At 28.6% G+C, this 23,948-nt stretch carries 23 protein-coding genes and 1 CRISPR repeat array; of the genes, 20 read left to right on the top strand and 3 right to left on the bottom strand.

Going from position 1 to position 23,948, the window contains the following annotated elements; translation table 11 throughout:
* The first annotated feature begins 268 nt into the window (after positions 1 to 268).
* Positions 269 to 854: a CRISPR direct-repeat array (repeat unit 30 nt; unit sequence ATTGAACCTTAACATTAGATGTATTTAAAT).
* A 242-nt stretch (positions 855 to 1,096) separates the two neighbouring features.
* The 16 genes from B2W91_RS00005 to B2W91_RS00080 all read left to right on the top strand — a co-directional run bounded on the left by B2W91_RS00005 (position 1,097) and on the right by B2W91_RS00080 (position 17,055).
* Positions 1,097 to 1,417, top strand: a complete 321-nt coding sequence (locus tag B2W91_RS00005; RefSeq protein ID WP_291578187.1) for a heavy metal-binding domain-containing protein — start codon at positions 1,097 to 1,099, stop codon at positions 1,415 to 1,417.
* Between the two features lie 73 nt (positions 1,418 to 1,490).
* On the top strand, positions 1,491 to 1,973 hold the full coding sequence (locus B2W91_RS00010; RefSeq protein ID WP_291578188.1) for an NUDIX hydrolase: 483 nt from the start codon (positions 1,491 to 1,493) through the stop codon (positions 1,971 to 1,973).
* A gap of 178 nt (positions 1,974 to 2,151) precedes the next feature.
* Positions 2,152 to 3,111 carry a tRNA dihydrouridine synthase gene (locus tag B2W91_RS00015; protein ID WP_291578189.1) on the top strand — a complete coding sequence of 320 codons (960 nt, stop codon included), beginning with the start codon at positions 2,152 to 2,154 and terminating at the stop codon, positions 3,109 to 3,111.
* 135 nt (positions 3,112 to 3,246) lie between these two features.
* On the top strand, positions 3,247 to 3,711 hold the full coding sequence (locus tag B2W91_RS00020) for a GreA/GreB family elongation factor (protein WP_291578190.1): 465 nt from the start codon (positions 3,247 to 3,249) through the stop codon (positions 3,709 to 3,711).
* A 668-nt stretch (positions 3,712 to 4,379) separates the two neighbouring features.
* The gene (locus tag B2W91_RS00025; RefSeq protein WP_291578191.1) at positions 4,380 to 6,053 is read left to right on the top strand and encodes an ABC transporter substrate-binding protein; all 1,674 of its coding nucleotides are present in this window, start codon (positions 4,380 to 4,382) and stop codon (positions 6,051 to 6,053) included.
* A gap of 107 nt (positions 6,054 to 6,160) precedes the next feature.
* Complete coding sequence (locus B2W91_RS00030; protein WP_291578192.1) at positions 6,161 to 7,129, top strand: ABC transporter permease; 969 nt, start codon at positions 6,161 to 6,163, stop codon at positions 7,127 to 7,129.
* 322 nt (positions 7,130 to 7,451) lie between these two features.
* The gene (locus B2W91_RS00035) at positions 7,452 to 8,603 is read left to right on the top strand and encodes a sensor histidine kinase (RefSeq protein ID WP_291578193.1); all 1,152 of its coding nucleotides are present in this window, start codon (positions 7,452 to 7,454) and stop codon (positions 8,601 to 8,603) included.
* A gap of 2 nt (positions 8,604 to 8,605) precedes the next feature.
* Positions 8,606 to 9,244: a response regulator transcription factor gene (locus B2W91_RS00040; RefSeq protein WP_291578194.1), complete on the top strand. Its 639-nt coding sequence runs from the start codon at positions 8,606 to 8,608 to the stop codon at positions 9,242 to 9,244.
* Positions 9,245 to 9,329: 85 nt separating this feature from the next.
* Positions 9,330 to 10,265: an ABC transporter ATP-binding protein gene (locus B2W91_RS00045; RefSeq protein WP_291578195.1), complete on the top strand. Its 936-nt coding sequence runs from the start codon at positions 9,330 to 9,332 to the stop codon at positions 10,263 to 10,265.
* A gap of 12 nt (positions 10,266 to 10,277) precedes the next feature.
* Entirely contained in the window at positions 10,278 to 11,372 is a 1,095-nt protein-coding gene (locus B2W91_RS00050; RefSeq protein ID WP_291578196.1) for an ABC transporter permease, read from the top strand.
* Positions 11,363 to 12,430, top strand: a complete 1,068-nt coding sequence (locus B2W91_RS00055) for an ABC transporter permease (RefSeq protein WP_291578197.1) — start codon at positions 11,363 to 11,365, stop codon at positions 12,428 to 12,430. Before B2W91_RS00050 ends, B2W91_RS00055 begins: the two co-directional genes overlap by 10 nt.
* Positions 12,431 to 12,754: 324 nt before the next feature.
* Positions 12,755 to 12,847: a hypothetical protein gene (locus B2W91_RS00060; protein ID WP_291578198.1), complete on the top strand. Its 93-nt coding sequence runs from the start codon at positions 12,755 to 12,757 to the stop codon at positions 12,845 to 12,847.
* Positions 12,848 to 13,098: 251 nt separating this feature from the next.
* Positions 13,099 to 13,224 (top strand): hypothetical protein, encoded by a 126-nt coding sequence (locus B2W91_RS00065; RefSeq protein WP_291578199.1) that lies wholly within the window; start codon positions 13,099 to 13,101, stop codon positions 13,222 to 13,224.
* 93 nt (positions 13,225 to 13,317) lie between these two features.
* Entirely contained in the window at positions 13,318 to 14,865 is a 1,548-nt protein-coding gene (locus B2W91_RS00070; RefSeq protein WP_291578200.1) for a BCCT family transporter, read from the top strand.
* A gap of 1 nt (position 14,866) precedes the next feature.
* Positions 14,867 to 15,010 (top strand): hypothetical protein, encoded by a 144-nt coding sequence (locus tag B2W91_RS00075; protein ID WP_291578201.1) that lies wholly within the window; start codon positions 14,867 to 14,869, stop codon positions 15,008 to 15,010.
* 275 nt (positions 15,011 to 15,285) lie between these two features.
* Positions 15,286 to 17,055 (top strand): choline/carnitine O-acyltransferase, encoded by a 1,770-nt coding sequence (locus tag B2W91_RS00080; protein ID WP_291578202.1) that lies wholly within the window; start codon positions 15,286 to 15,288, stop codon positions 17,053 to 17,055.
* 305 nt (positions 17,056 to 17,360) lie between these two features.
* Here the strand turns inward: B2W91_RS00080 and B2W91_RS00085 are convergent, their stop codons facing one another.
* The 3 genes from B2W91_RS00085 to B2W91_RS00095 form a co-directional block, all read right to left on the bottom strand.
* Positions 17,361 to 18,368 (bottom strand): ABC transporter substrate-binding protein, encoded by a 1,008-nt coding sequence (locus B2W91_RS00085; RefSeq protein WP_291578203.1) that lies wholly within the window; start codon positions 18,366 to 18,368, stop codon positions 17,361 to 17,363.
* Between the two features lie 72 nt (positions 18,369 to 18,440).
* Complete coding sequence (locus B2W91_RS00090; RefSeq protein WP_291578204.1) at positions 18,441 to 19,196, bottom strand: ABC transporter ATP-binding protein; 756 nt, start codon at positions 19,194 to 19,196, stop codon at positions 18,441 to 18,443.
* Complete coding sequence (locus B2W91_RS00095) at positions 19,183 to 20,076, bottom strand: ABC transporter permease (protein ID WP_291578205.1); 894 nt, start codon at positions 20,074 to 20,076, stop codon at positions 19,183 to 19,185. Before B2W91_RS00095 ends, B2W91_RS00090 begins: the two co-directional genes overlap by 14 nt.
* 843 nt (positions 20,077 to 20,919) lie before the next feature.
* Between B2W91_RS00095 and B2W91_RS00100 the strand changes: the two genes are divergently transcribed.
* The 4 genes from B2W91_RS00100 (at position 20,920) to B2W91_RS00115 (ending at position 23,711) form a co-directional block, all read left to right on the top strand.
* Positions 20,920 to 21,588 carry a DUF4272 domain-containing protein gene (locus B2W91_RS00100; protein ID WP_291578206.1) on the top strand — a complete coding sequence of 223 codons (669 nt, stop codon included), beginning with the start codon at positions 20,920 to 20,922 and terminating at the stop codon, positions 21,586 to 21,588.
* A 225-nt stretch (positions 21,589 to 21,813) separates the two neighbouring features.
* Entirely contained in the window at positions 21,814 to 22,122 is a 309-nt protein-coding gene (locus B2W91_RS00105; RefSeq protein WP_039632978.1) for a winged helix-turn-helix transcriptional regulator, read from the top strand.
* Positions 22,123 to 22,356: 234 nt separating this feature from the next.
* Positions 22,357 to 23,058: a pirin family protein gene (locus B2W91_RS00110; RefSeq protein ID WP_291578207.1), complete on the top strand. Its 702-nt coding sequence runs from the start codon at positions 22,357 to 22,359 to the stop codon at positions 23,056 to 23,058.
* 53 nt (positions 23,059 to 23,111) lie between these two features.
* Complete coding sequence (locus B2W91_RS00115; RefSeq protein ID WP_291578208.1) at positions 23,112 to 23,711, top strand: nitroreductase family protein; 600 nt, start codon at positions 23,112 to 23,114, stop codon at positions 23,709 to 23,711.
* The last annotated feature ends 237 nt before the right edge of the window (positions 23,712 to 23,948 follow it).

The raw sequence follows: 23,948 nt of genomic DNA on the forward strand, positions 1-23,948 counted from the left end.
GGGAACAGTAGTGAAGCCCTTTAGGGTTCCCCTGAGGTGCAGTATAGTTTGGAACAATACTAATAAGTCTAATAGCAATTTTGCATAAGGCTTTACCAACCTCGAAGAAAAGAAAGCTCTTCATAACCTATTGAAAATTTAAGGTTTATGAAGAGTTTTTTATCGGTTTTTTTAAAAATGCAAAACGGTTGGGAAAATTTCAAGAAAAACCTTTATTTTCAATAGGTTAAAGGCTATAATGGAAACAGAGAATGGCTTAAGCACAGTGATTGAACCTTAACATTAGATGTATTTAAATGGAGTGGTAAGCTCTTAGCCGAGTTAGCAGCTCTTAATTGAACCTTAACATTAGATGTATTTAAATGCAGCGAAGCTCCGTATGGGAGAACGTTCAACGACTATTGAACCTTAACATTAGATGTATTTAAATTAGGCCTGTTCTTCGGTAGGAGCGACTACTACCGCATTGAACCTTAATATTAGATGTATTTAAATGAGATTCTTAAAGATGAATAACATAAGCATTATGCATTGAACCTTAACATTAGATGTATTTAAATTGATCTAATTATAAGAAGGAGGAGGATTAGATGGAAATTGAACCTTAACATTAGATGTATTTAAATAGTGATCTACCTATAGATTGCATTTTTTGTTGGTCATTGAACCTTAACATTAGATGTATTTAAATCCTAGTATGTTGAATTTAATAGATTCCTTTTAAAAAATTGAACCTTAACATAAGATGTATTTAAATNNGTTGAACCTTAACATAGTATGTATTTAAATATGCTTTTAAAATAGGTTCTGTAGCAAAATTATACGTTGAACCTTAACATAAGATATATTTAACACCCTTGCTAGAAATATTTCCTCTAGCAGCAGTAATTTAATTAACATAACTTTAAATTTTCAGTTTTTTATTTATGATATAGTTTTAAGAAAGTTAAAAATTGCATATGCTATTAAAGAAAATAAAGGGATATCTTATACATTTGTAGAATATATCAAAAAAATTATTGAAACTATTTTATTTAAGCATAAAATATAATAGAAAAAGCCTATATTAATATTAAAAAACTTTGGAGGATAATTTATGATAGTTACGACAACAAATGCAATTGAAGGGAAAAGAATATTAGAGTACAAAGGAATAGTTTTTGGTGAGGTAATCTCAGGGGTTAACTTTATTAAAGATTTCAAAGCAGGGTTAACTAACTTCTTTGGAGGACGTTCAGGATCTTATGAAGGTGAGTTAATTGAAGCAAGGGAAGCTGCATTAAAACAATTAGAAGAAAGAGCTATGGCAATAGGCGGCAATGCAGTTATTGGAGTAGGTGTAGATTATGAAGTGCTAGGTCAAGGTGGCACCATGCTTATGGTAACAGTTTCAGGCACTGCAGTTTTAGTTGATTAAAAATAATTTTTATATAATAAATGACATTAGGATTTTGCATTGCAAAGTCCTTTTATATTAGGGGGGATATACTATGACATGGCCAACACATATAGTATCTGTTGGAGCTATGGTGCAAGATGGAAAGGGAAATGTTTTACTGGTTAAATCAAACCATAGGAAAATTTGGGAGTTTCCAGGCGGCCAAGTAGAATTAGGGGAAAATCTTGAAGAAGCAGTAATAAGAGAAATTAAAGAAGAAAGTGGAGCAGATGTTACAGTAAAATCTTTAGCAGCATTATATTCAAGTGTTAAGCAAACCATTTGGTATGATGGTGTTACTAAAGTGCCGCCTAAATTAAATCTTGACTTTATTTGCGACTATATAGGTGGAGAACTAACAACATCAGATGAAACAAGTGAAGTAATTTGGTGCCCTCGTGAAAAAGCTTTAGATATGATAACTCATCCTATATTTAAAATGAGGATGGAAAATTTACTTAATTTTTCAGGCGAAATATACTATAGTGCTTATTCATCAAAACCATATCAACAACACTATAATAGATACTTATAAAATATAAATCTATCCACTTACAAACGGAAGTTATCAATTGGTAAATGGATAGATTATATAAAGAATGTCTACAGAATTTATATGTAGACATTTTTTATTTTTCTTTAATATTGAGTAGATAAGAATAAAGAAGCTTGATATAATATATTTTTTAGAATATTTATGAAGGAGTTATTAGATGAAATATTATTTAGCACCAATGGAAGGAATTACAGGGTACATATATAGAAATTCTTATGAGAAGTTTTTTCATAATATTGATAAGTATTTTACACCTTTTATTGTTCCAAATAGAAAAGCAAGTCTTAAAACTAAAGAACTAAGAGATGTTTTACCGGAAAATAATAAAGGAATGAACATAGTTCCACAAATACTTACTAACGATTCAAAAGGTTTTATTAACACTGCTAGAAAGTTACAACAATTAGGTTATAATGAGATTAATTTGAATTTAGGCTGCCCTTCTGGAACTGTTGTTTCAAAAAATAGGGGGTCAGGATTTTTAGCCAAAAGAGAAGAACTTGATATATTTTTAGATGACATATTTAAAATAAATGATATGAAAATTTCCATAAAAACTAGAATAGGAAAGGACAGCCCAGAAGAATTTTATGAGTTAATAAAAATTTATAATAAATATCCTATAGAAGAGTTAATTATACATCCTAGAACACAAAAAGATTTTTATGGAAATAAACCTAATTTAGAGGCATTTAAGGATGCTCTATCCTTAAGTGTTAATCCTATATGTTATAATGGTGATATTTTTACTAATAGTGATTATAGTAGGTTAATAAAAGCTTTTCCAGAAATAAAAACCGTAATGATAGGAAGAGGAATACTAGCCAATCCAGGATTAATTGGCGAGATAAAAAATGATACTAATATAGATAAAGAAGTATTAAAAGAATTTCATGATGAAATCCTAAATAAATATATAGAATTATTTAATGAAGATAGAAATGCACTATTTAGAATGAAAGAACTTTGGGGATATATGATCTGCGTATTTTCAGATAATAAAAAATATGTTAAGAAAATAAAGAAGGCCCAAGAGGTAAACAATTATAATGAAGCTGTTTTAAGTTTATTTAGAGAGCAGGAAATTATAAAAGGGAGTGGACTATTTAGTAACTAATATTAAAATTTAAGAAGGCACAATTTAAGGTTTTGCTATCAGAGTTATGCCCTAGTATAGCATAATATCTCATTGGCATTTTGCTATATATTATATAATATTAATATAACATATATCGAGGAGGTTTAATTGTACATGAAAAATATATTAACGCAAGAAAATATGGATAAATTAAAAGAAGAATTAGAATATAGAATGACTAAAAAAAGAGCTGAAATAGCAAAGGAAAAATTAGAAGCAGCTGCTCATGGTGATAGGTCAGAAAACGCAGAATACAAAGAAGCCTGCGCAAACTATAGAGAAAATGATAATAGAATTCAATATTTGTTAACTATGATTTCAACTGCAAGTGTAATAGATGACCAAAATCAAGATAAGTCAGTATTAGGGATCAATAGTAAAGCTAAAATTAAGTTTATAGAAGACGAATTTGAAACAGATATATCACTAGTAACTACTATGGATGCAGACCCAGAAAAGATGCTTATAAGCGTAGAATCAGATTTAGGAAAAGCATTAATGGACAAAAAAGTTGGAGATGTAGCTGAAATTGATGCTCCAGGTGAGAAATATACAGTAGAAGTATTAGAAATTGTATAGTAGGAAATAAGAGCTTTGTCAAAAATCATGGAAAACATAAAAAAATAAGGTTATAAAATAATTGCATTGGGATAAACTAATGCAATTATTTTTTTGCATATAAATAAGAAAAAATTATTAAAATAAAAACGAGATTATATTATAAGAATATAACTAAAATTGGAAGCAATATAATGAGCTGAACCTGAGCATAGGATGTATTTAAATTATGTAAAGCTTTCACTATATCCTAGATACTTTCGTTGAGCCATAACATATAATATATTTTTATATCAATATTCATATCAATATAAAATCACATCTAAATCTAACGTTAAATTTCCATTTTCAAAATTAATTATTATCTTTTCATTGAAATATAATATTTTTTTCTAATAATTTACATATATGGCACTTGTCTTTGTTAAGTATTTTTTACAAGCTAACTATAATAAGGGCGAGTCTATTTTTTTATGAATAGTTAGTTTTAGAATATTAAAAAGACATATTGTAATAATTGTTATTTTTTTACTATTAAAAAAAGGTATAGTTGTAGACAGTGTTATTTAAAAAACAAAACTTTAAATTATGTATAAAGCATTAACAAAAGTATATAAAATGCTATAATAAAACATGGAACGACACCAAAATAATGCAAAAAATTACATATAATCCTAGGAGGGCTTTTTATGAAAAAAACTTTATGTAAGATTTTAGCTATACTAATCACAGGATCTGTAATGATCACTGGTTGTAGTAGCAAAAATCAAGAGGGTGTAAAGGAAGATCAAAAACAGGAGGTTAAAAAAGGAGGAGTTGTTAAACAAGCTCTTTCAGTAGCACCAGAAGGTGTGTTTATGCCAGCGTTTTTTACTTTTAATTATGATGGAACTATTAATACTATGATCTACGAAGGATTACTTTCTTTAAATGAGAACTTAGATATTGAACCATCACTTGCTGAATCTTATGAACTATCAGAGGATAAAAAAACTATAACTTTTAAAATAAGAGAAGGAGTAAAATGGCATGATGGAACGGCTTTTACAGCTGATGATGTAAAATTTACTTTTGATTTAGCTTGTAATCCTAAGTATAATGGGCCTTATACAATGTATGTTGAGAATATAAAAGGCTATGATGACTTTAAATCAGGTAAAACTCAAGAGCTTGAAGGTGTTAAAAAAATAGATGATAAAACTGTGGAAATAACAACTAATGAAGTATATTCTTCAGGTTTAATTAATTTTGGTTATATGATAAAAATAGTGCCAAAACATATCTGGGATAAGGGAGACGTAGAAGCTATACAAAAAGATACTAATTTAATAAGAAATCCAATAGGAACAGGAGCCTTTAAGCTAGAAAACTTTACACCAGATCAAAGTGTTGAGCTTGCTGCTAATGATGGTTATTGGGATGGAAGACCTAATATAGATAAATATATATTTAAATTAGTTAGTGCAGAAACTGTTGATGCCCAATTAGCTAACAATGAAATCGATATTACTGGTCTGGGAGACCTTGATGAGGAAGAAGCAGAAAATTATAAAAAGCAAGGATTTACTTTAGAAGAGATAACAAATAATGCATATCAATATATTGGATTAAACTTAAGTAAGCCTGAGTTTAGTGATAAAAAAGTAAGACAAGCATTTGCCTATGCTATAAATCGTGAATCTATTGTAAAAGATGTTTTAAATGGTCATGGAGAAGTTGCAAACAATCCATTTCCACCAAATAACTGGGCTCATCCAAGTGGATTAAAAGAGTATAAGTATGATTCTAAGAAGGCTATAGAGCTTTTAGAAGAGTGTGGATGGGAATATAAAGAAGAAGAAAAGAAAATGTATTATGATGGTAAACCATTTAAATTTACTTTAAAGTATACTTCTGGAGATGAATCAAAAAATAAGTACGCACTAATATTACAGCAAAACTTTAAAGATATTGGTATAGAATTAGAACTTAAGCCTATGGAGTTTGCAACAATGACTTCTGATGTTAAAAAAGGAGATTTTGATGCATTCGTAATGGGAACAGCTAACTTTTATGATGGAGATTTATCAGCAAATTATCTTTCAACATCAACTCCACCAAATGGTTATAACTATTCAGGATTTAAAAGTGAAAAAGTTGATGAACTTATAAAGGAATCTTCAAAACATATGACTAAGGATGAGAGAAAACCTATACTCAATGAAATAGCTTTAGAGTTAAATGAGGAATTACCAGTTATATATGTTTATCATTGGAACAGTTTAATGGTTATAAATCCTAAGATTAAAAACTTTAAAAATGCACAACCAACATATTATCAATTTGTGAAGGATTGGTATATAGAGGATGAAGATACAAAATAGTATTTTAAAATAAAAACTAAGTTGCCTTGCTAAGAGAAACTTTTCTATTAGGAAGGCAATTGTGTTTTACGATGAGAGTAAATTAAGAATTCAGAGGTTGTTTAAAGATGAAAAAATATTTTTTAAAAAGGATTCTAACAATGATTCCAGTGTTTATTGGATTGTCTATAATTATATTTGTCTTAATAAATACTGCGCCTGGAGATCCTTATATGAATATAGTGGAGGGACAAATCAGTATTTCAGCTTCAGATACAGAAACTGCCCTAAATGCCATAGGATACTATGATCCTGTACATTTAAAGTATATAAAGTGGATGGGGAAAATATTAAAAGGGGATATGGGTACTTCTATAAGATATAATGAACCAGTTGTAGACATAATAGAAAGAAGAATATCAAACACATTTTTATTGTCTATTGTAACATTAATCTTAACTACATTAATAGCTATACCTTTGGGGATAGCATCTGCAATAAAACCGCATTCATTCAAAGACAAAGTTTTTACTATACTTGCTCTTATAGGTATATCAATACCGGGATTTTTTATAGCTCTTGTAATAATAAAGATTTTTGCTATTAATTTAGGATGGTTTCCAATATCAGGACTATCAACTGTTGGGGAAAAGTTAACAGGATTAAATAAATTTATTGATGTGGTAAGGCATATGATTTTACCGGTTATATCAATGACTGTATTAGAGGTTGCATCCCTTATGAGATATACTAGATCATCTATGCTAGATGTTTTTAATCAAAATTATATTAGAACAGCCAGAGCAAAAGGACTTAATGAAAAAATTATTATATATAAACATGCATTTAGAAATGCGCTAATACCAATAGTTACTTTATTAAGTATGTCTCTTGGCTATATAGTAGCTGGAACAATATTAATTGAAACTATATTTGTTTGGCCAGGGATGGGAACTTTATTTTATCAATCCATAGCTAATAGAGATTATCCCTTAGTAATGGGATGTGCAATGATATTATCATTTTGTATACTGTTAGCTAATTTAATTTCAGATATTGTTTACTGCCTTGTAGATCCAAGAATAAGATTTAAATAAATATTAAATAAGGTTAAGGCATCTTCAAAAAATAAATAAGTCAGAATGCTCGTCTATTTTGAGTCATACTGCGTTAACAGGACCCTTAGATAGTTCTACTATCTGTGGAAGCCGTTTCCTTGTCTAACTCAAAATATACTTCCCATCTTTGACTTATTATTTATTTTCAGATGCCTAAATATCTGTAAGAAAGAGAAGAAATGTTCATAGATTTTTATACATAAAATTAACAAAATACCCATCACTTAAAAAATACCCTAGTAATTTTAGGTAATTTAGGCTTAAATAAATATATAGAGAAAATATATATTAGGAGAGTATTATGGTAAAGAGTAAAGAGTTATTGTTAATGAGATATATATCATTTTGTATATTAACCTTTCAGTTGTTTGTGGAAGTTGGAAATAAGAGTATAATAAGTCTAGTTTTCCTTCTATTATTTATTATAAATAATCATTTGAGAATATTTTATTTAGAAAAAGAGAGAAATGTTATTTTATCGATAATAATAGAGTTAGCAGTTATACCATTGGCACAATTAAACTTTGGAGGAACTATTATTTTTTACTTAATAGGGGTATCCATAGATTTGTTTGCTTTGAAAAATAATATAGTTAAGTATGGAATAGGTCTTATAATTTTATTTATGGGGATTTATCCGAAGTTTAGTGGGCCTATTGAAGATGGTATTATTAATTTCGTTTTGCTTGGATTATTTTTTATTCTTTTAAGCTATATATCTAGACTTTATAGTACTAAGGTAGAAGCTCAGCAGCTTTATGATAAGCTTAGGGTTTCAGATGAAAAGCTTATAGAAGCTAATAAAGAACTTGAAGGATATGTAGAATCCATTGAGGAATTAACCTTATTAAAGGAAAGAAATAGAATATCAAGGGAGATTCATGATAGTGTTGGACATACTTTATCTACTGCTCTGATTCAGTTATCTGCTATAGAAGCTATTGCTGAGAAAGAAGATAGTTCTATGAAGGACATGGTGGGAAATTTAAGAGCTTTTATTAGTGAAAGTTTTCAGGATGTGAAGAGAGCTGTAAGGGAGTTAAAGCCTGATGAATATGATAATTATCAAGGGATTTTAAGGATTCAGGAGGCATGTAAAAACTTTGGGAGAATGTCTGGAGTTCAGGTTAAAGTCATTATATCAAAGAATGATTGGAATTTATCAACTAAGCAAATTAATCATTTATATAGAATGACCCAAGAGGTTTTATCAAATTCTTTAAAGCATGGTAAGGCAACTATGGTTAAGGTTATTATGAATTTTGCAGAGGATGAGTTTGTAGTATCCTTTAATGACAATGGTGTGGGAACAGATAAAATTGTGGAAAGTGGACTTGGGCTTAGGAGTATAAGAGAAAGAGCAGAGGAAATAGATGGTTTAGTGGATATGAAATCTAGTGAGGGTAATGGATTTTTTGTTAAGGTTATAGTACCAAGGGAAGTGGAGGTGTAGACATGGAGAAGATTAAACTTTTAAATGTAGATGATGAGAAATTAATAAGAGAAGGCTTGAAAGTAATGCTTTCAGTTTTTGATGATATTGAAGTTATTGGAATAGCTGAAAATGGATATAAGGCTTTGGAAGTCTGCAAAGCCTCTGATGTGGATGTTGTTCTTATGGATATAAGAATGAAAGTTTGTGATGGTGTTATGGGGACAAGACTTATTAAGGAGCAGTTTACAAAGATAAAGGTCATAATTCTTACCACCTTTAAGGACAAAGAGTATATACAAGAAGCTATGAGGTATGGGGCTTTTGGCTATATGCTTAAGGATAGTTCCCATGATGTAATCTATGAAGGGATAAAGACGGCTTATAAAGGTAATATGGTAGTTCATCCTGATGTGGCTTTAGAAATGATGGGAAGTAACGGAGCAATTAAAAGTGATATAGATAAGTATGGACTTTTGGAGAAAGAGATTAAGATAATAGAAGAAATAGCTAAAGGATTAACCAATAAAGAGATTTCAGAAGAATTATTTTTATCAGAAGGAACAATTAAAAATAATATTACCAATATACTATCAAAGCTGAAACTTAGAGATAGGACACAGATTGCAATTTTTGCTTTTAAAAATGGAATAGTGACTTAAGTCATTTATATAGTGACCTTAAGTTATGGATATCCCCCTGGGAATATTTTATTATAATAGTAAGATAATCCTAGGGGGTAATTTTATGAGTATTATAGAAGTAAAAAATATAAGTAAAAGATTTAATGATAAGTTAGTTTTAGATAATATTAGCTATGAAGTAAAAGAGGGTGAGATATTTGGATTCATTGGACCTAACGGAGCAGGTAAATCAACTTTAATAAATATTATGACAAGCCTTTTAACACCAGATAATGGGACTATTGAAATATGTGGATATGATATTTTAAGAGAGCCAATTAAGGCAAAGGAATGTATGGGCTATGTTCCACAGGAGTTAGCTTTAATGGAGGATCTTAATGCTTATGATAATTTAGAGTTCTTTGGAGCTTTATATGGACTAAAAGGGAAACTTTTGAAGGAAAGAATAGTAGAGGCACTTAAGGTAACTGGGTTAGAGGAAACTAGAAAGCAAAAGGTTAAAAAGTTTTCAGGGGGAATGAAGAGAAGATTAAATATTGCAGTATCAATTTTGCATCATCCAAAGGTTTTAATACTAGATGAACCTACCGTTGGCGTAGATCCACAATCAAGAAATCATATATTTTCTTTTATAAAAAATATATGTAAGGAGTGGGGTACTACAGTAATTTATACTTCTCATTATATGGAGGAAATTGAAGAGCTTTGTAAGAGAGTATTTATAATAGATTTAGGGAAAGAAGTATCCTATGGAGATAGAGAAGAGATTAAGGCTTCAGCTTTCTCAAATAATAAGGTAATTATTGAAACTCAAGAGATAAGTGGAGAAACAATAATGAAGTTAAAGGATGTAGAAGGAATCGATAAGGTATCAGATAAGGATAATGTACTTACTTTAACTATTGATTCAAAGTTTAAGGTGGCTAGTGTACTTTCTTTATTAGAGAAAGAAAGCGTTAATATAAAGAAGATTAGCTATGAAGAAGCAAAACTTGAAGATGTATTTTTATCATTAACAGGAAAAACTTTAAGAGATTAGGGGGAAGATAATATGAAGGCATTATATTATGTAAAAACTACCCTTAAGGGTATGTTTGCAAATGGAGTAGTTACCATAGCATCTTTTATCTTATTTCCTATTTTACTTGCTTGCTTTATGGCGTTTGTTGGAAGTATGAATGATGAAAACCCTCTAAAGCTTAAAGCATTAAATATTCAAATTATTGATAAGGACAATACTGAAACATCAAAAAGATTAGTGGAGTTACTAGAAAGTGATGATTTGAAAGAGGTTGTAAGTATAGTAGATAAAAAGCCAGATGTGGAATTAGTAATAAAAGAAGGATATGAGGAAAATATTTTATCTTTAAATAAGGGAGATATAATTATTAATAAAAAGGTAGAAGGCATGGTAATGTCTACTGATACTTTAAAGGTAATTTTAGATAGATACCATCAGAGCTTATATGTATCTATAGCTGGTGGAAATATGGAGAGTTTAAATAAAATTATGGAGTCATCTGTAATTGAAGATATCACAATAGATACCTTAAAGACTAATAATCCCTATGAAAAAATATCAGCATCTATGATTGGATTTGTAGTTACTATGCTTATATTTACTATGATTCAAAGTGGATATGCAGATATTAGTATAAATTTAGATAAAAGAATTAATGCAACTCCTATAACAAAATTACAATGTCTTTTTTATGATACTATAGCTTTGACAGTATATGTGTTTATAATAATCAGTGCATATGTAATTTTCTTTAGAGTAGCTGGATTAAGTTTTAAGGGAAATATTTTAGATTTAATGCTGTTAATATTAATGGCAACTATGTTGGTAGTATCCATGTCTAAAAGTATATCCACTATATTTGGTCCTAAGTATGGAAAAATAATAGGATCCATAATATTTACATTGCCATTAATAAGTGGGGAAATATTTACGGGTAAAGGAAACAAGATTACATTACTAACACCAACACATTATTTAAATAATGCATTTAATTTATATAATTTAAATGGAAATTTAGAAGGCTGTGGTAAATGGGTATTAATAATATTTACAATATCAATTATTATATACTCTGCAGCAGTAATTAAAGCAGTAATTCAGGGGAGGAAAAAGGTATGCGCTTAATAAGATTAGTATTAATTAATATAAAAAGACAATTAAAAAGTCCATTTATGTTACTAATGACCTTGATATTTCCTGTTGTCATGATTTTAGTTATGAATGGTGGAGGTTTAAGTAATGGATCAGAAAGTATAGGAATTATAGATGAAAGTAATTCAAATCACTCTACTGAGGTTATTGAAAGGTTAAGTGAAGAATACTCCATAAGTACACTAGAGGGGCAGATAGAAGATAACTTTAATTTGCTTAGAGAAAATAAATTAGGTGCAATTTATGTTATAGATGATAATTTTCAAGATTTATTAGATAATGGAGAGCTTCCTAGAATTAAGTGTTATAGAACTGAGGCTGCTAGTGGCTCAATAATGGCAGAAGATATTATAACAAACTATGTATCTGGAGTTGTTGAGGAAGAGGCAAGTGAGGGGCTAAGCACAAATTCTACCATTGCAGTTATTGTAGATGAAGAAGTAGACAGTAAAGATGACTATAGAATGACTGTATTAATGCTATGTTATTTTATGATTATGGGTGGTTCTGTAATTGCCGGAGAAATAATTAAACTTAGAGAGCAAAAAGTATTAAAAAGAACAATAGCAACTAGTAATTCAGATGTAACTATTTTAGGTAGTTTATTTATTTCATCCTTTATAATTCAAGGAGTCTTAAGTTGCTTAGCTTTTATAATTTTAACTATCCTATTAAAGCTTCCTAACAACAATATTCCTCAAGGAATACTGATTATATTCCTAGGTAGTCTAGTTACAACATCTATTATTGTGGCAGTAACAAGATGGATTAAAAATGTAACTTTAGCAAGTCTATCTACAGTTGTTTTTGGACTGGCTACCTTTGGTTTGGGGATTTTTGGATCAGAGTTAGATTCATTTGAAAATATTCCAGAAGTAATAACTAGAATTAGTGTAATATCACCATTTACATGGTTATTAAAAATAATAGATACAGGCAAAATTATTATTCCTATTTTGATTATATCTCTAATGGCTATTATGTTCTTTACAGCAGGGAGCTTTAGGTTGAGGGAGTTTGTTAAGGAATAGGCATATTTGATGAGATGAATCTTGTATTATAGAAGTGAGTAATAACAACTAAGAATGAAACTTTAAGCTATGGTTATCCATAGCTTTTTACTTTTTGAAAAGTTGAGATTATTAAGAATATATTATAATTAATTAGTACACTTGTCAGAGTAAAAGAAATGGGATATGGCACATCGTTACTTGAGATATAGTCAGATGGACGTATATGACCCTTCGCCTCAACCATGAAACCCACGAAAATCTAAAATTTGGATTTTCGTGGGTTATTTTAGTTTGTAAGTATTTGATAGAAATAGCCTGCTTTTGGTGGTACCATGTCACAGAGTGATTGGAGCCAATGGACCATTAGTAGGATATGCAGGTCGATTAGAGATAAATTATGAAAACAACATTATTAGAACTAGAAAGAAAGTATAAAGATGAATTATAAACCAAGTAATTTAGATGAGATTAAGAAATAGTTTTCTTTTTAGGTTGAGAATTTTGAGAAGGGAAACCCATGAAAACACATTGATAATTTTGTCAATGTGTTTTTTTATATAAAAAATATAATTAATATATATTAATAATTTTTACATAAAAACAAGGGCAAAATTTATTGATAGAATAAGTATTAGTAAATTTGGAAAAGATATTTTAGAAAATTAAATTTAAGGGAGATAATATAAATGATAACTAAAGATATGACAATGGCAGAAATATTAAATAATAAAAAATACCGCATTTTAGATAATTTATCTAAAATGGTTGATAAAAGTCAAAAAGGTAATTTAAACATACAAAAAATGATCTAAATAAAAGTATATTTATATTGAAATATAAAAAAAGTATTAAAAAATATATATTTATGATAACGAAAAAAATATTAAATTGAAGGTCAAAATCTTATGCGAGGAACGGTAGATGAAATGAAAGAAAAAGATAAGCAAAGATCTGGTTCTTCTTTATTTTGGGCATCAGCAAGTTTTACGGCTATATTCTCAGTATGGGGAGTAATAGATCCAGAAGGTTTAACAACAACATTATATAGTTGGACATCAGCATTTAATAATAATTTTAACTGGTTTGTAATATTAATGCCATTATTAATATTAGCATTATGTGCATATTTAGCATTTGGTAAGTATGGACATATAAAATTAGGTGGAGAGGACACAAAGCCAGAGTTCTCAACTTTTTCATGGATGTCCATGTTATTTACAGCAGGTATAGGTGTAGGGCTTGTTAATTTTGGAGTTGCAGAACCATTAATACATTATATGCAATCACCAATGGGATTAGCTGGAGGATTTTCAGAAACTCAAGCAGCTCAAAATGCATTAAAATTAACTTTATTTGACTGGGGATTACCAGCTTGGGCAATATATACTATATCAGGGCTTGTAATAGGTTACTTTACCTATAATAGAGGTGGAAAGTTCTTGCCGGGAACACCAATAGAAGAAGGATTTAGAGATAGAAAATGGGGTAAACCTCTTGCTTACGCAGCTAACTTAATGGGTGCAGCAGCAGCAGCGCTTACTATGGCAGCATCTGTTGGTTTAGGAGTATTCCAAGTTAGAAATGGAGTTCAAAGTGTATTTGGAATAAATCTTCAAGGAATAACTCCATTAATAGTTATATTAGCAATATTATTCGCAGTTTATACATTAGCAGCTATACTACCAGTACAAAAGGGTATGAAAGTTCTTGGAGACATAAATGTAATAATAGCAATAGCTTTACTGTTATATGTATTCTTTGTTGGTAGAACAGGCTATTTTATGGGTACTATATTAACAACATTAAAGAGTACATTTACTGATATAATATCAATAAGTTTTGAAAACTACGCATTATTAGATAAAACTTGGTTTAATGATTGGCCTATAACTATACTTATGTGGTGGGTATCGTGGACTCCATTTATAGGAATATTTATAGCAAGAATATCAAAAGGAAGAACTATAAAGCAAATAGTTACAGCATCAATACTCGTTCCAACAATATTCTTAGTACTTTGGTTTAGTGTATTTGGAGGATATGGTTTATTAGATGCAATAGCAGGTGATGCAGAAATAGCAAACTATATATTACAAAATCCAGATGATGTTTACTTATCATTTATAATGGTTTTACAAAAATTCCCGTTGTTTGGGATAACAGGATTATTATTTGTTGCATTAATAATAGTATTCTTATCAACATCAGCAACTAGTTCAGTTATATCTTTAAGTATGATGACTAGTGATGGTGCAGAAGATGCTCCTAAATACAGATCAATAGTATGGTCAATAATAATAGTTTTAATATCATCAGCTAACTTAATAGCAGGATCATTTAATGGAGTAAGAGCGGTAGCTATAGTACTTTCAATACCATATTTATTCCTGTTTATTTTATCTATGTCAGGATTTATGAGACAGATAAGAAAAGACCATGGAGGTGTAGAGTAATATGAACATAAATGGAATAGAACAAATAATGCCAGAAGTAGCGTTATCAAGTGCACAAGGCAATGTAGAAAATTTAGTTCAAACTGTATGTATATTAGCTTTTATTGCATTTTTAGCATGGTCAGTTAAATTAGTATTTGAATAAAATATTAGTATTTTATCTAGAGTATGGCAAAAAACGTCTAGTAGACGTATTTTGCCATACTTTCATTTTTACAAATAATAAAAAACTGATATTTCTAATATAGAGTATATAAATTAAGAAAAGCAGTTAAAATATATATAATTTATATATTTAATAAGGTTTTAATAATAATTTTATCGCTGAATCAGTTGAAAATATGCTTTTAAAAATATTTCTTATATTCAATTATTTTTATGTATTTGTTCATACTCGGAAAATAGAAAGGAGATGTATAAATGCTAAGGTATGAAGAAACTTTAGATGAATTACCTATACCAAATCTTAATGAAACATTAGAAAAATATCTATCATGGGTTAAGCCAATATTATCAAATAATGATTTTGAAAAAACTAAATTGGTAGTAGAAGAGTTTGGTAAAAAAGGCGGAGAAGGCGAAAAACTCCAAAAAAAACTTTTGCAATATAAAGAGAATATAGAAGGTAATAAAAGCTGGTTATTCCCAATGTGGGATGAGATGTATCTAGGAGTTAGATATTCAATAATTCCAAGAGTAAGCTTTTGTGCATTATTAAATAATGATAAATATAAAGATAAATATACATTAGAAGAGATTTTAAGTAATATTGCATTTGTAGCAACAGGAATATACCATCAAATAGTAGATGAGAAATTTCCTATTGATATGATAAAAGGAAATCCTTTATGTATGGAACTCTATTTAAGAGTATTTAAGAGTATGAGGATAGCTGATAGTAATATAGATAAATATTATGTAGGCGACTTTTCTAAAGAAGATAATTATTGTATTATATTTAGTAAAAATAATATATATAAAGTAATGTTAAGTGATAAAAATGGATTAAGAATACATCCACAAAATATAAATAAGGCTATAGAGCTTATAACAAAAGATGATGAAGAAAAAGCTTATAATCCATTTATCTATACTTGTTCAGAAAGGGAAGATGCTAAAAAAATATTAGATAAAATTTTAGTATCAGAAGAAAATTTAAGGAGCTTTGAAGAAGTAAGAGATGCACTATTTGTTATGTGTATAGATGATTCTAATAAAGATCAAAAAGAAACAGTATATGATTTATTATTATCTAATGGGGATAATAGATGCTTTGATAAGTCATTACAGTTTATAATAAATAGAAATAAAGAAATAGGTGCAAGTATAGAACATACAGGTTTTGATGGGTCAATAATGTTTGGATTGTTAGAGATTATAAACAATGAATTAGAAAGTGAACTTAATATTATTGATATTAGCAGTCAATATATATTATCTAAAAAAATAGAGTTTACATTAACAGATGAGACTAAAGAGCTTTTAGATGGTGCAAAAAAAGAGCAGACTAAAAGATCACAAGAATACTATTTAAATTTACAGTATTTTAATGACTTTGGAAGTGACAAGATAAAAGAACTTAAAATAAGCCCAGATGCATATTTTCATATAGCTGTTCAAGTAGCACAGTATAAAACTTTTGGTAAAATAAGAAGTACATATGAGCCGGTTTCAGTAAGAAACTTTAGACAAGGAAGAACTGAATGTGCAAGATCATCAAGCCTTGAGAAATTAGAGTTTGCTAAAGCATTTAATGAGAATAAGTTGGAAAAAGAAGCTATATATGAACTATTAGAAAAAGCTTCTAATGCTCATGTATCTAGAATCAAAGAATGTCAAGCTGGTCACGGAGTAGAAAGACATTTATTTGGATTAGCACAAATGCAAAGTAAGTTTGCACAGGAATTAAATATGCAGGAATTGCCAGATATATTTAAGGATAAAGGATATATAGAGCTAAAAACAGACTTTATTTCTACTAGTGGAGTTGGTGGAAAGGCTATAAGATATTGTGCTTTTGGTCCACAAGTAGAAGAAGGATTGGGAATGTTTTATACGATGAATAAAGATAATATAGTAATAAATTTATCATCAAAAGTATCGGAGAAAGAGAAAGCTGATGAATTTGTTGATAATTTAATACTAGCGTTTAGAGAAATTAGAAAATTTGTAGAAGAGTTAAAAAGATAAAAGTATGAGCTTACAATTACTAGCCGCAATTGATTGGCATCAGCTTATATTTATAAATTATATGCCATGTATTCAAACTGAGTGTAGACTATCTACGCTCTATTTTTAGTATAATATGAAAAAGAAATGACTTGGAGATAAAGCTTATGTTATATATTACAATTAGGATCTATTATATTATTTTAAATTATGATTAAAGTGTAAATATCTGCTATTGAAATACACAAAACCCATATTAATTATTTTATCAATATGGGCTTTGCTTCATGATAATATATATTTTTATTTTTTTACCATATTCATAATTAATTTTTTTCAGTTTTAATATATGTTATGTTTTTATCATCAATTTTTTCTAAAGAAAGAGATTTTAGTGTATCTTCATTAACTATTATTTGAGTATCATCTAACATAGTTACAGGGATATTAGATATTTCCTCACCATTTAGAACCTTAACAGCAAGTTCTCCAGTTTTATAACCTAATTTTTCATAGTCTATACCTTGACATGCAAGTGCACCAGATTTGACAGAACCATCTTCAGAAGATATTACTGGCACTTTATTATTAGTAGCAATTTTAGAAACTATTGGCATAGATGAAACAATTAAGTTATCTGTTGGAACATATAAAACATCTATTTTACCTACTAAACTAGACATAGCTTGACTAATTTCCATTGAAGAGGAGACACCTTTTTCTACAACTTTATAATTGTTTTTAGATGCATACTCTTTTAGAGTATCAACTTGTATCTTTGAATTTACTTCACTGGTATTATATAAAACACCTATAGTTTTAGCATCTGGGATAAACATTTTAATTAACTCTAAATTTTTATCTATAGATATGTAATCTGATGTACCTGATACATTTCCTTCAGGTTTATCTATAGATTTTACTAAGCCAGCAGCAACTGGATCAGTAACAGCAGTTATTAATATCGGTATATCTTTAGTTGCATTGTAAGCTGATTGAGCTGATGGCGTTGATATAGCATATATTAAATCCTTTTTGCCAGATACAAATTTATTTGCAATCATTTGAGTTGTAGGCATATCATTTTGAGCATTTTGGTAATCAATTTTTATATTTTCTCCATCTTTATACCCGTTATCTTCTAGTGCTTTTATGAAGCCATCTCTTGCTTTATCTAAAGATGGGTGTTCTACTAGCTGAGTAATGCCTATTGTTTCGATATCCTTATTTGAATCAGATAATTTATCATTATTATCCTTAGAACAACCTGTAAGTAAGGAAACTCCAATTGTTCCTACTAAAATTAAACTCATTAACTTATTTTTTATTTTCATAATATAATCCTCCTAAATTTTATTTTTATATATGTAGTTAAATCTACATATTAACTAATTAAGCTTTATATTTTAAACTGCATATTCAAATTTATTTAGTATTTCTTCTATACTTATATTTGATTTTTCCTCACCACTTATATCTAAAATCACTTCTCCTTTATGAAGCATTATAAGTCTATTACCATAACTAATAGCATGCTTTAGATTATGAGTTACCATTAGTGTGGTTATATTTTTTTCCCTAACAATTTTATTAGTTAAATCTATAATTTCATCTGAAGTCTTAGGGTCTAAAGCAGCAGTATGTTCATCTAATAATAAAACCTTTGGATTTGTGATAGTGGACATAATTAGAGAAAGCGCTTGTCTTTGACCACCTGATAGATATTTTACTTGAACATCTAAATATTTTTTTAAATCAAGTGATATGTTTTCTAATAAATCTTCCATAACTTCAGTTTTATGGCGGAGACATTTTTTAAGGTTTAGTAAACTTCCTTTGTTTAAAGCTAAGGATAGATTTTCTTTAACTGTCATAGAAGGACAAGTACCTAAACTTGGATCTTGGAACACTCTGCTTATTAGCTGAGTTTTTTTGTGTTCAGCTAGCTTTGTTAAATTATTACCCTCTAATAAAATATCTCCTTTGCTTTCCTTTAGAAAACCTGAAATTATATTAAGTAAAGTAGATTTACCTGTACCATTACTTCCGATAATACTAACAAATTCGCCTTTATTTATAGTTAAGGAAAGATCTTTGAAAATTATATTAGGATCTCCATATGGATTAGGGAATGTTTTTGAAATATTTTTAATCTGTAACATCTAAAGCACCTCTTCTCTTTAAATTTTTATAATTACTATTGCTATTGGCAAAAACATTTAAGTTACCAACACTTAAGAATAAAATTATTACTATAGAAGTCATTAATTTTAAGTTGTTAGGAGGTACTATACCTAGATCTATTGCAAAATAAATTGTAAATTGGTAGATTAAAGTCCCTAATAATATAGATGTTGTGGGTTTAATGAATGTAAATCTCTTAAATATGGAGATGCCAATTATAATTGACGCTATTCCAAGTATTAAAGTACCAATCCCTAAATTAACATCAGAGAACCCTTGAAATTGAGCAAACAAGCTACCAGATAAAGCAACAAGAGCATTAGATAGCATTAATCCTAATATTTTTATAATACTAATATCAATTCCTAATGATTTAACCATTTGAGGATTATCACCAACAGCTTTTAATGTGTATCCAAGACCAGTAGTTAAGAATAAATCTAAAATAAGTTTGCAAAACAATACAATTATTGCAACTAATACTAGTGGAGAAATGCCTATATTAAATAGATGATTGAGGTCAAATAGTGGAATATTTGACTTCCCCATTATGCCTAGATTAATAGAGTAAAGCATACCCATAACTAAAATACCTGAAAGTAAGTTAGAAATTTTAAATTTGATATGTAAAACACCAGTAACAAGACCAGAAATTAAACCACATATCATAGCTAACAAAGTTCCCATTATTGGAGAGATATTGTTAGTTAAAGAGAAAGCAATGATGGCTCCTCCTAATGAGAAACTTCCATCAACAGATAAGTCTGGGAAATCTAAAATTTTATAGCTGATATAAATACCTAATACCATAATTGATAAAATTAAACTTTGTATTACTACAGATATAATTCCTGTCATAAAAAACACTCCTTTTAAAATTTATTTTGTATAAAAAAACCACATGGTATAATCCATGTGGCCTATTTTTGAATATAAAAAAGCCACATAGAATAACCCAGGTGGCTTATTTTTGAATATAGAAAAGCCACACAGTATAATCTGCGTGACTTTATAAATGTAGTAATAATGAATAACATTATAAACAATATAGCCAACACAGATACAATCCCTAATTATCGGTAAGTCTTAAGGGGCTTGTATCCATGTTAAAATTTAATAAAATTTATAACTTGATACAAACCCTATATAAATTGGCTATAAAAACTAAATCGTGCTTGTTTGTTTATTAAAGTATTCATAATTACCTCCAGTTTTATTTCATAATTAATAATATTTCTCGTAGAAAAACAAAAACAAGTTTTAATATCTGTTTTCATTTTAATTTATTAAGAGTATATTCTATTTAATATAGTAAGTCAACAAAAAAATATAAAATTAACTAAATTTTTTATAAATTAATTAGAGTTTATAAGGAGGTATATGAGAATATATATGTAGGGGAGAAAGTTTTAAAAAGATTATAAAATAAATAAAGTATAATATAGATCAATTGAGTAAACATAGTATAAATCAAAGGTTTTGTCATTGATAAGACCCGCATAAGTAAAAATCCTATAATTTGATTTTGGCAATTCATATGATATAGTATCTTGTATGTTTAGTACAATAATTGGAAATTTATTTATGGTAGTATCTATATTTTCATAGACAAGTATTAGCAAAAAACATAAAATAATTCAATATGGGAATGTTGAGGTTATAGATTCAAGAAGTAACTTTAAAAGATAAGGGGGAAAGAGTATGAGTCCATTAGAAAGAAAACAAAAATCTATAGAAATATTAAAAGATAATAAGGTTCCATATATGGAAGGACTTCCAGTTATTGAGGGTGTAAATGAAATAGAGGTGCGAAGTGCAGAAGAAATAGCTAAACGTGCTATTGCTTGTTTAATTTCTATTCAAGTAGCTTGTGATATTAATAGTGGAGAGAATATTGAAGAAGCTAGAGAGTTTTTTAAGGGCCTTTTAGATAAGTATAAAGTAAAAGAAGAGTTAACTGATAATGAGAAGAAAATTATTTTTGGAAGTTCAAATAAACAAGAGGTAATTAATATGGCATGGAAGTACGAAGCATATTGGACGCTTATTTGGGCATTAGGTATTGTAGATAAGCTAGAATACCCTTCACAAATATGTGACTGCAATTTTGCAATTCGTGCAGTGGCAGATTATGAAGATTTTAATGATTTTATGAAAACAGTTAAACTGAGAAGCATAGAGGAAATATTAGATGAAGCAGATTTAATTTATCGTTATAACTGGGCTTGTGTAGATGCTAGTATACATGGAGAAAATCCACCAGCAGGAATAGATCCAGGTGTAGTATTTGAACGTCATTGGGGATTAAATTGGCTTATTGGAAAAGGCGCATATAATAATAATTGGGATAGTGTTTCAACAGATACTTAATAAAATATATAGATTTATTTTAACTATAAAATTGATACTGTAAAAAAAGTATATCGTCTTATGGGTTCTTAGTACATAAATAGTAAATTCAATAGCGATTAAGTCACAGTAATTCTATATATTAAAATAAGCAGCATAATAATATATCATTATGTACATAAATATAATAACTTACTTACTTTTTTTAAGTATGCATGATAAAATGTATGGAGGTGGTGATTGGATATGGAAAAATATCATATGTGTCCAAAGTTTGAAAATGCTTTTGGATTATTAGGGAAAAGATGGAATGGATTGATTATAAGAACATTGCTAGGAGGACAAAAGCGCTTTTCTGATATAGCAGATGCAATTCCTAATATGAGTGCTCGTATGCTCACAGAAAGATTTAAAGAATTAGAAAGCGAAGGAATTGTTATTAGAAAAGTTTATCCAGAAACACCTGTACGTATAGAATATGAACTTACAGAAAAGGGACATGACCTTAAAAATGCTATGGATGAAATTCAAAAATGGGCAGAAAAATGGAATTAATTTAAATAATAAAAGAATCTCTTAAAATTAATAAGAGATTCTTTTTATTTTAAAAAAATATCTTGACTAATTGTAATTAGAGTGTAATAATAAAATTAAAGTAAGTTACTAAATGTAACTAAGTAAATTATTTAATCTAAATAATTATATGTAAGGAGATAAAATATTTTTATTGAGCATATATGAATATTGAAGAGTAGAGTTAGTAAGAATATAAAAGAGGAGTGATATGAGATGTTAAGAAAAGTAGAAAATAAAAATATGGGGAGTAGTAATCTTGGATGGTTAAAGAGCAAATTTCACTTTTCATTTGCTGAGTATTATAATCCTGATAATATAAATTTTGGAGTTTTAAGAGTTATAAATGATGATTTGGTCCAATCTAATACAGGGTTTGACACTCATCCTCATAGAGATATGGAAATAATATCATATGTTGTTAATGGTGAACTTACTCATAGAGATAGCATGGGTAATAAAAACACTATAACTCGTGGTCATGTTCAATACATGAGTGCAGGAACAGGAGTTTATCATAGTGAGCATAATCTTGGGAAAGATACATTAAGACTTTTACAAATATGGATTTTCCCTGATAAAAAAGGATACGAACCTAACTATGGGGATTATAGATTTAATTGGAATGACAGGCAAAATAAATGGCTTCATATAGCTTCAAGCAAAGACGGTGATGCCCCAATAAAAATAAATCAAGATATTAATGTTTATTCCTTAGAACTTGAAAAAGGAAAAGAGATTAGTTTTTCAGTAAAGGAAGGAAGACAGGCATATTTAGTTCAAATAGAAGGAGTTTTATTAGTTAACGAAGTTGAATTAAATGAAAGAGATGGAATGGAAATAGTTGAGGAAGATATTCTAGTTAAAGCAAAAGAAACTTCTCATATTATAGTTTTAGAAATGAAAAAACAAGATTAATATTAAATTTATTTATAAATAACAAAAAAATTATATATTTGGAGGTATGTTAAATGTCAAAAGAATTTTTAACTGCTATTGAAGATAGACGCACATTTTATGGAATTAGCAAGGAAGCTGTAGTTTCTGATGATAGAATAAAAGAGGTTATAGAACATGCGGTGAAACACACACCATCAGCATTTAACTCTCAAAGTGCAAGGGTAGTTCTATTGTTAGGAGAACATCATGATAAATTATGGGATATTACAAAGGAAGCATTGAGAAAGATTGTACCAGCAGATAAATTTGGCACTACTGAAGAAAAAATAAATTCATTTAAAAGTGGATATGGTACAGTTTTATTCTTTGAAGATAATAGTGTAGTAGAATCTCTTCAACAACAATTTGCTGCTTATAAAGATAATTTCCCAATTTGGTCTCAACAATCAAGTGGAATGCACCAATTTGCTATTTGGACTGCATTAGAAATTGAAGGATTTGGAGCATCACTTCAACATTATACTGAGCTTATTGAAAATGATGTAAAGAAAGAATGGAATATACCAGAAAGCTGGAAGCAAATTGCACAAATGCCATTTGGTAAGCCAACAGCAGAACCAAGTGAAAAAGAGTTCCAACCACTAGAAGAACGTATTAAGATATTTAAATAGATTTTATTTTGATAAATTATAAAATAGATAGATTATAAAAAAAGTTCCTTTAGAAAAAGGAACTTTTTTTATATAGTTTTTAAGTAGCTGCCACTTGATGGAAACGAATTTTTAATCATTAGTCTATTCATAGATCTTTAAATTTTTGAAAAAATTTAAAAAAGTTATATTATGGATATATTGCTCTAAAATAGTAATAATATGTAAAAAAAACTGCCTTAAAATATCTATAGAAAT

This window comes from Clostridium sp. UBA6640, assembly GCF_002455975.1.
In the GTDB taxonomy this organism is placed as follows: Bacteria; Bacillota; Clostridia; order Clostridiales; family Clostridiaceae; genus Clostridium_J.

Excerpts from the sequence above, each read along its gene's own strand:
- B2W91_RS00015 (WP_291578189.1), top strand. The coding sequence starts at position 2,152 with ATGAAATATTATTTAGCACCAATGGAAGGAATTACAGGGTACATATAT.
- B2W91_RS00105 (WP_039632978.1), top strand. The coding sequence starts at position 21,814 with ATGGAAAAATATCATATGTGTCCAAAGTTTGAAAATGCTTTTGGATTA.
- B2W91_RS00040 (WP_291578194.1), top strand. The coding sequence starts at position 8,606 with ATGGAGAAGATTAAACTTTTAAATGTAGATGATGAGAAATTAATAAGA.
- B2W91_RS00050 (WP_291578196.1), top strand. The coding sequence starts at position 10,278 with ATGAAGGCATTATATTATGTAAAAACTACCCTTAAGGGTATGTTTGCA.
- B2W91_RS00010 (WP_291578188.1), top strand. The coding sequence starts at position 1,491 with ATGACATGGCCAACACATATAGTATCTGTTGGAGCTATGGTGCAAGAT.
- B2W91_RS00085 (WP_291578203.1), bottom strand. The coding sequence starts at position 18,368 with ATGAAAATAAAAAATAAGTTAATGAGTTTAATTTTAGTAGGAACAATT.
- B2W91_RS00090 (WP_291578204.1), bottom strand. The coding sequence starts at position 19,196 with ATGTTACAGATTAAAAATATTTCAAAAACATTCCCTAATCCATATGGA.
- B2W91_RS00020 (WP_291578190.1), top strand. The coding sequence starts at position 3,247 with ATGAAAAATATATTAACGCAAGAAAATATGGATAAATTAAAAGAAGAA.
- B2W91_RS00005 (WP_291578187.1), top strand. The coding sequence starts at position 1,097 with ATGATAGTTACGACAACAAATGCAATTGAAGGGAAAAGAATATTAGAG.
- B2W91_RS00070 (WP_291578200.1), top strand. The coding sequence starts at position 13,318 with ATGCGAGGAACGGTAGATGAAATGAAAGAAAAAGATAAGCAAAGATCT.
- B2W91_RS00110 (WP_291578207.1), top strand. The coding sequence starts at position 22,357 with ATGTTAAGAAAAGTAGAAAATAAAAATATGGGGAGTAGTAATCTTGGA.
- B2W91_RS00025 (WP_291578191.1), top strand. The coding sequence starts at position 4,380 with ATGAAAAAAACTTTATGTAAGATTTTAGCTATACTAATCACAGGATCT.
- B2W91_RS00100 (WP_291578206.1), top strand. The coding sequence starts at position 20,920 with ATGAGTCCATTAGAAAGAAAACAAAAATCTATAGAAATATTAAAAGAT.
- B2W91_RS00055 (WP_291578197.1), top strand. The coding sequence starts at position 11,363 with ATGCGCTTAATAAGATTAGTATTAATTAATATAAAAAGACAATTAAAA.
- B2W91_RS00095 (WP_291578205.1), bottom strand. The coding sequence starts at position 20,076 with ATGACAGGAATTATATCTGTAGTAATACAAAGTTTAATTTTATCAATT.
- B2W91_RS00075 (WP_291578201.1), top strand. The coding sequence starts at position 14,867 with ATGAACATAAATGGAATAGAACAAATAATGCCAGAAGTAGCGTTATCA.
- B2W91_RS00080 (WP_291578202.1), top strand. The coding sequence starts at position 15,286 with ATGCTAAGGTATGAAGAAACTTTAGATGAATTACCTATACCAAATCTT.
- B2W91_RS00035 (WP_291578193.1), top strand. The coding sequence starts at position 7,452 with ATGGTAAAGAGTAAAGAGTTATTGTTAATGAGATATATATCATTTTGT.
- B2W91_RS00065 (WP_291578199.1), top strand. The coding sequence starts at position 13,099 with ATGATAACTAAAGATATGACAATGGCAGAAATATTAAATAATAAAAAA.
- B2W91_RS00045 (WP_291578195.1), top strand. The coding sequence starts at position 9,330 with ATGAGTATTATAGAAGTAAAAAATATAAGTAAAAGATTTAATGATAAG.
- B2W91_RS00115 (WP_291578208.1), top strand. The coding sequence starts at position 23,112 with ATGTCAAAAGAATTTTTAACTGCTATTGAAGATAGACGCACATTTTAT.
- B2W91_RS00030 (WP_291578192.1), top strand. The coding sequence starts at position 6,161 with ATGAAAAAATATTTTTTAAAAAGGATTCTAACAATGATTCCAGTGTTT.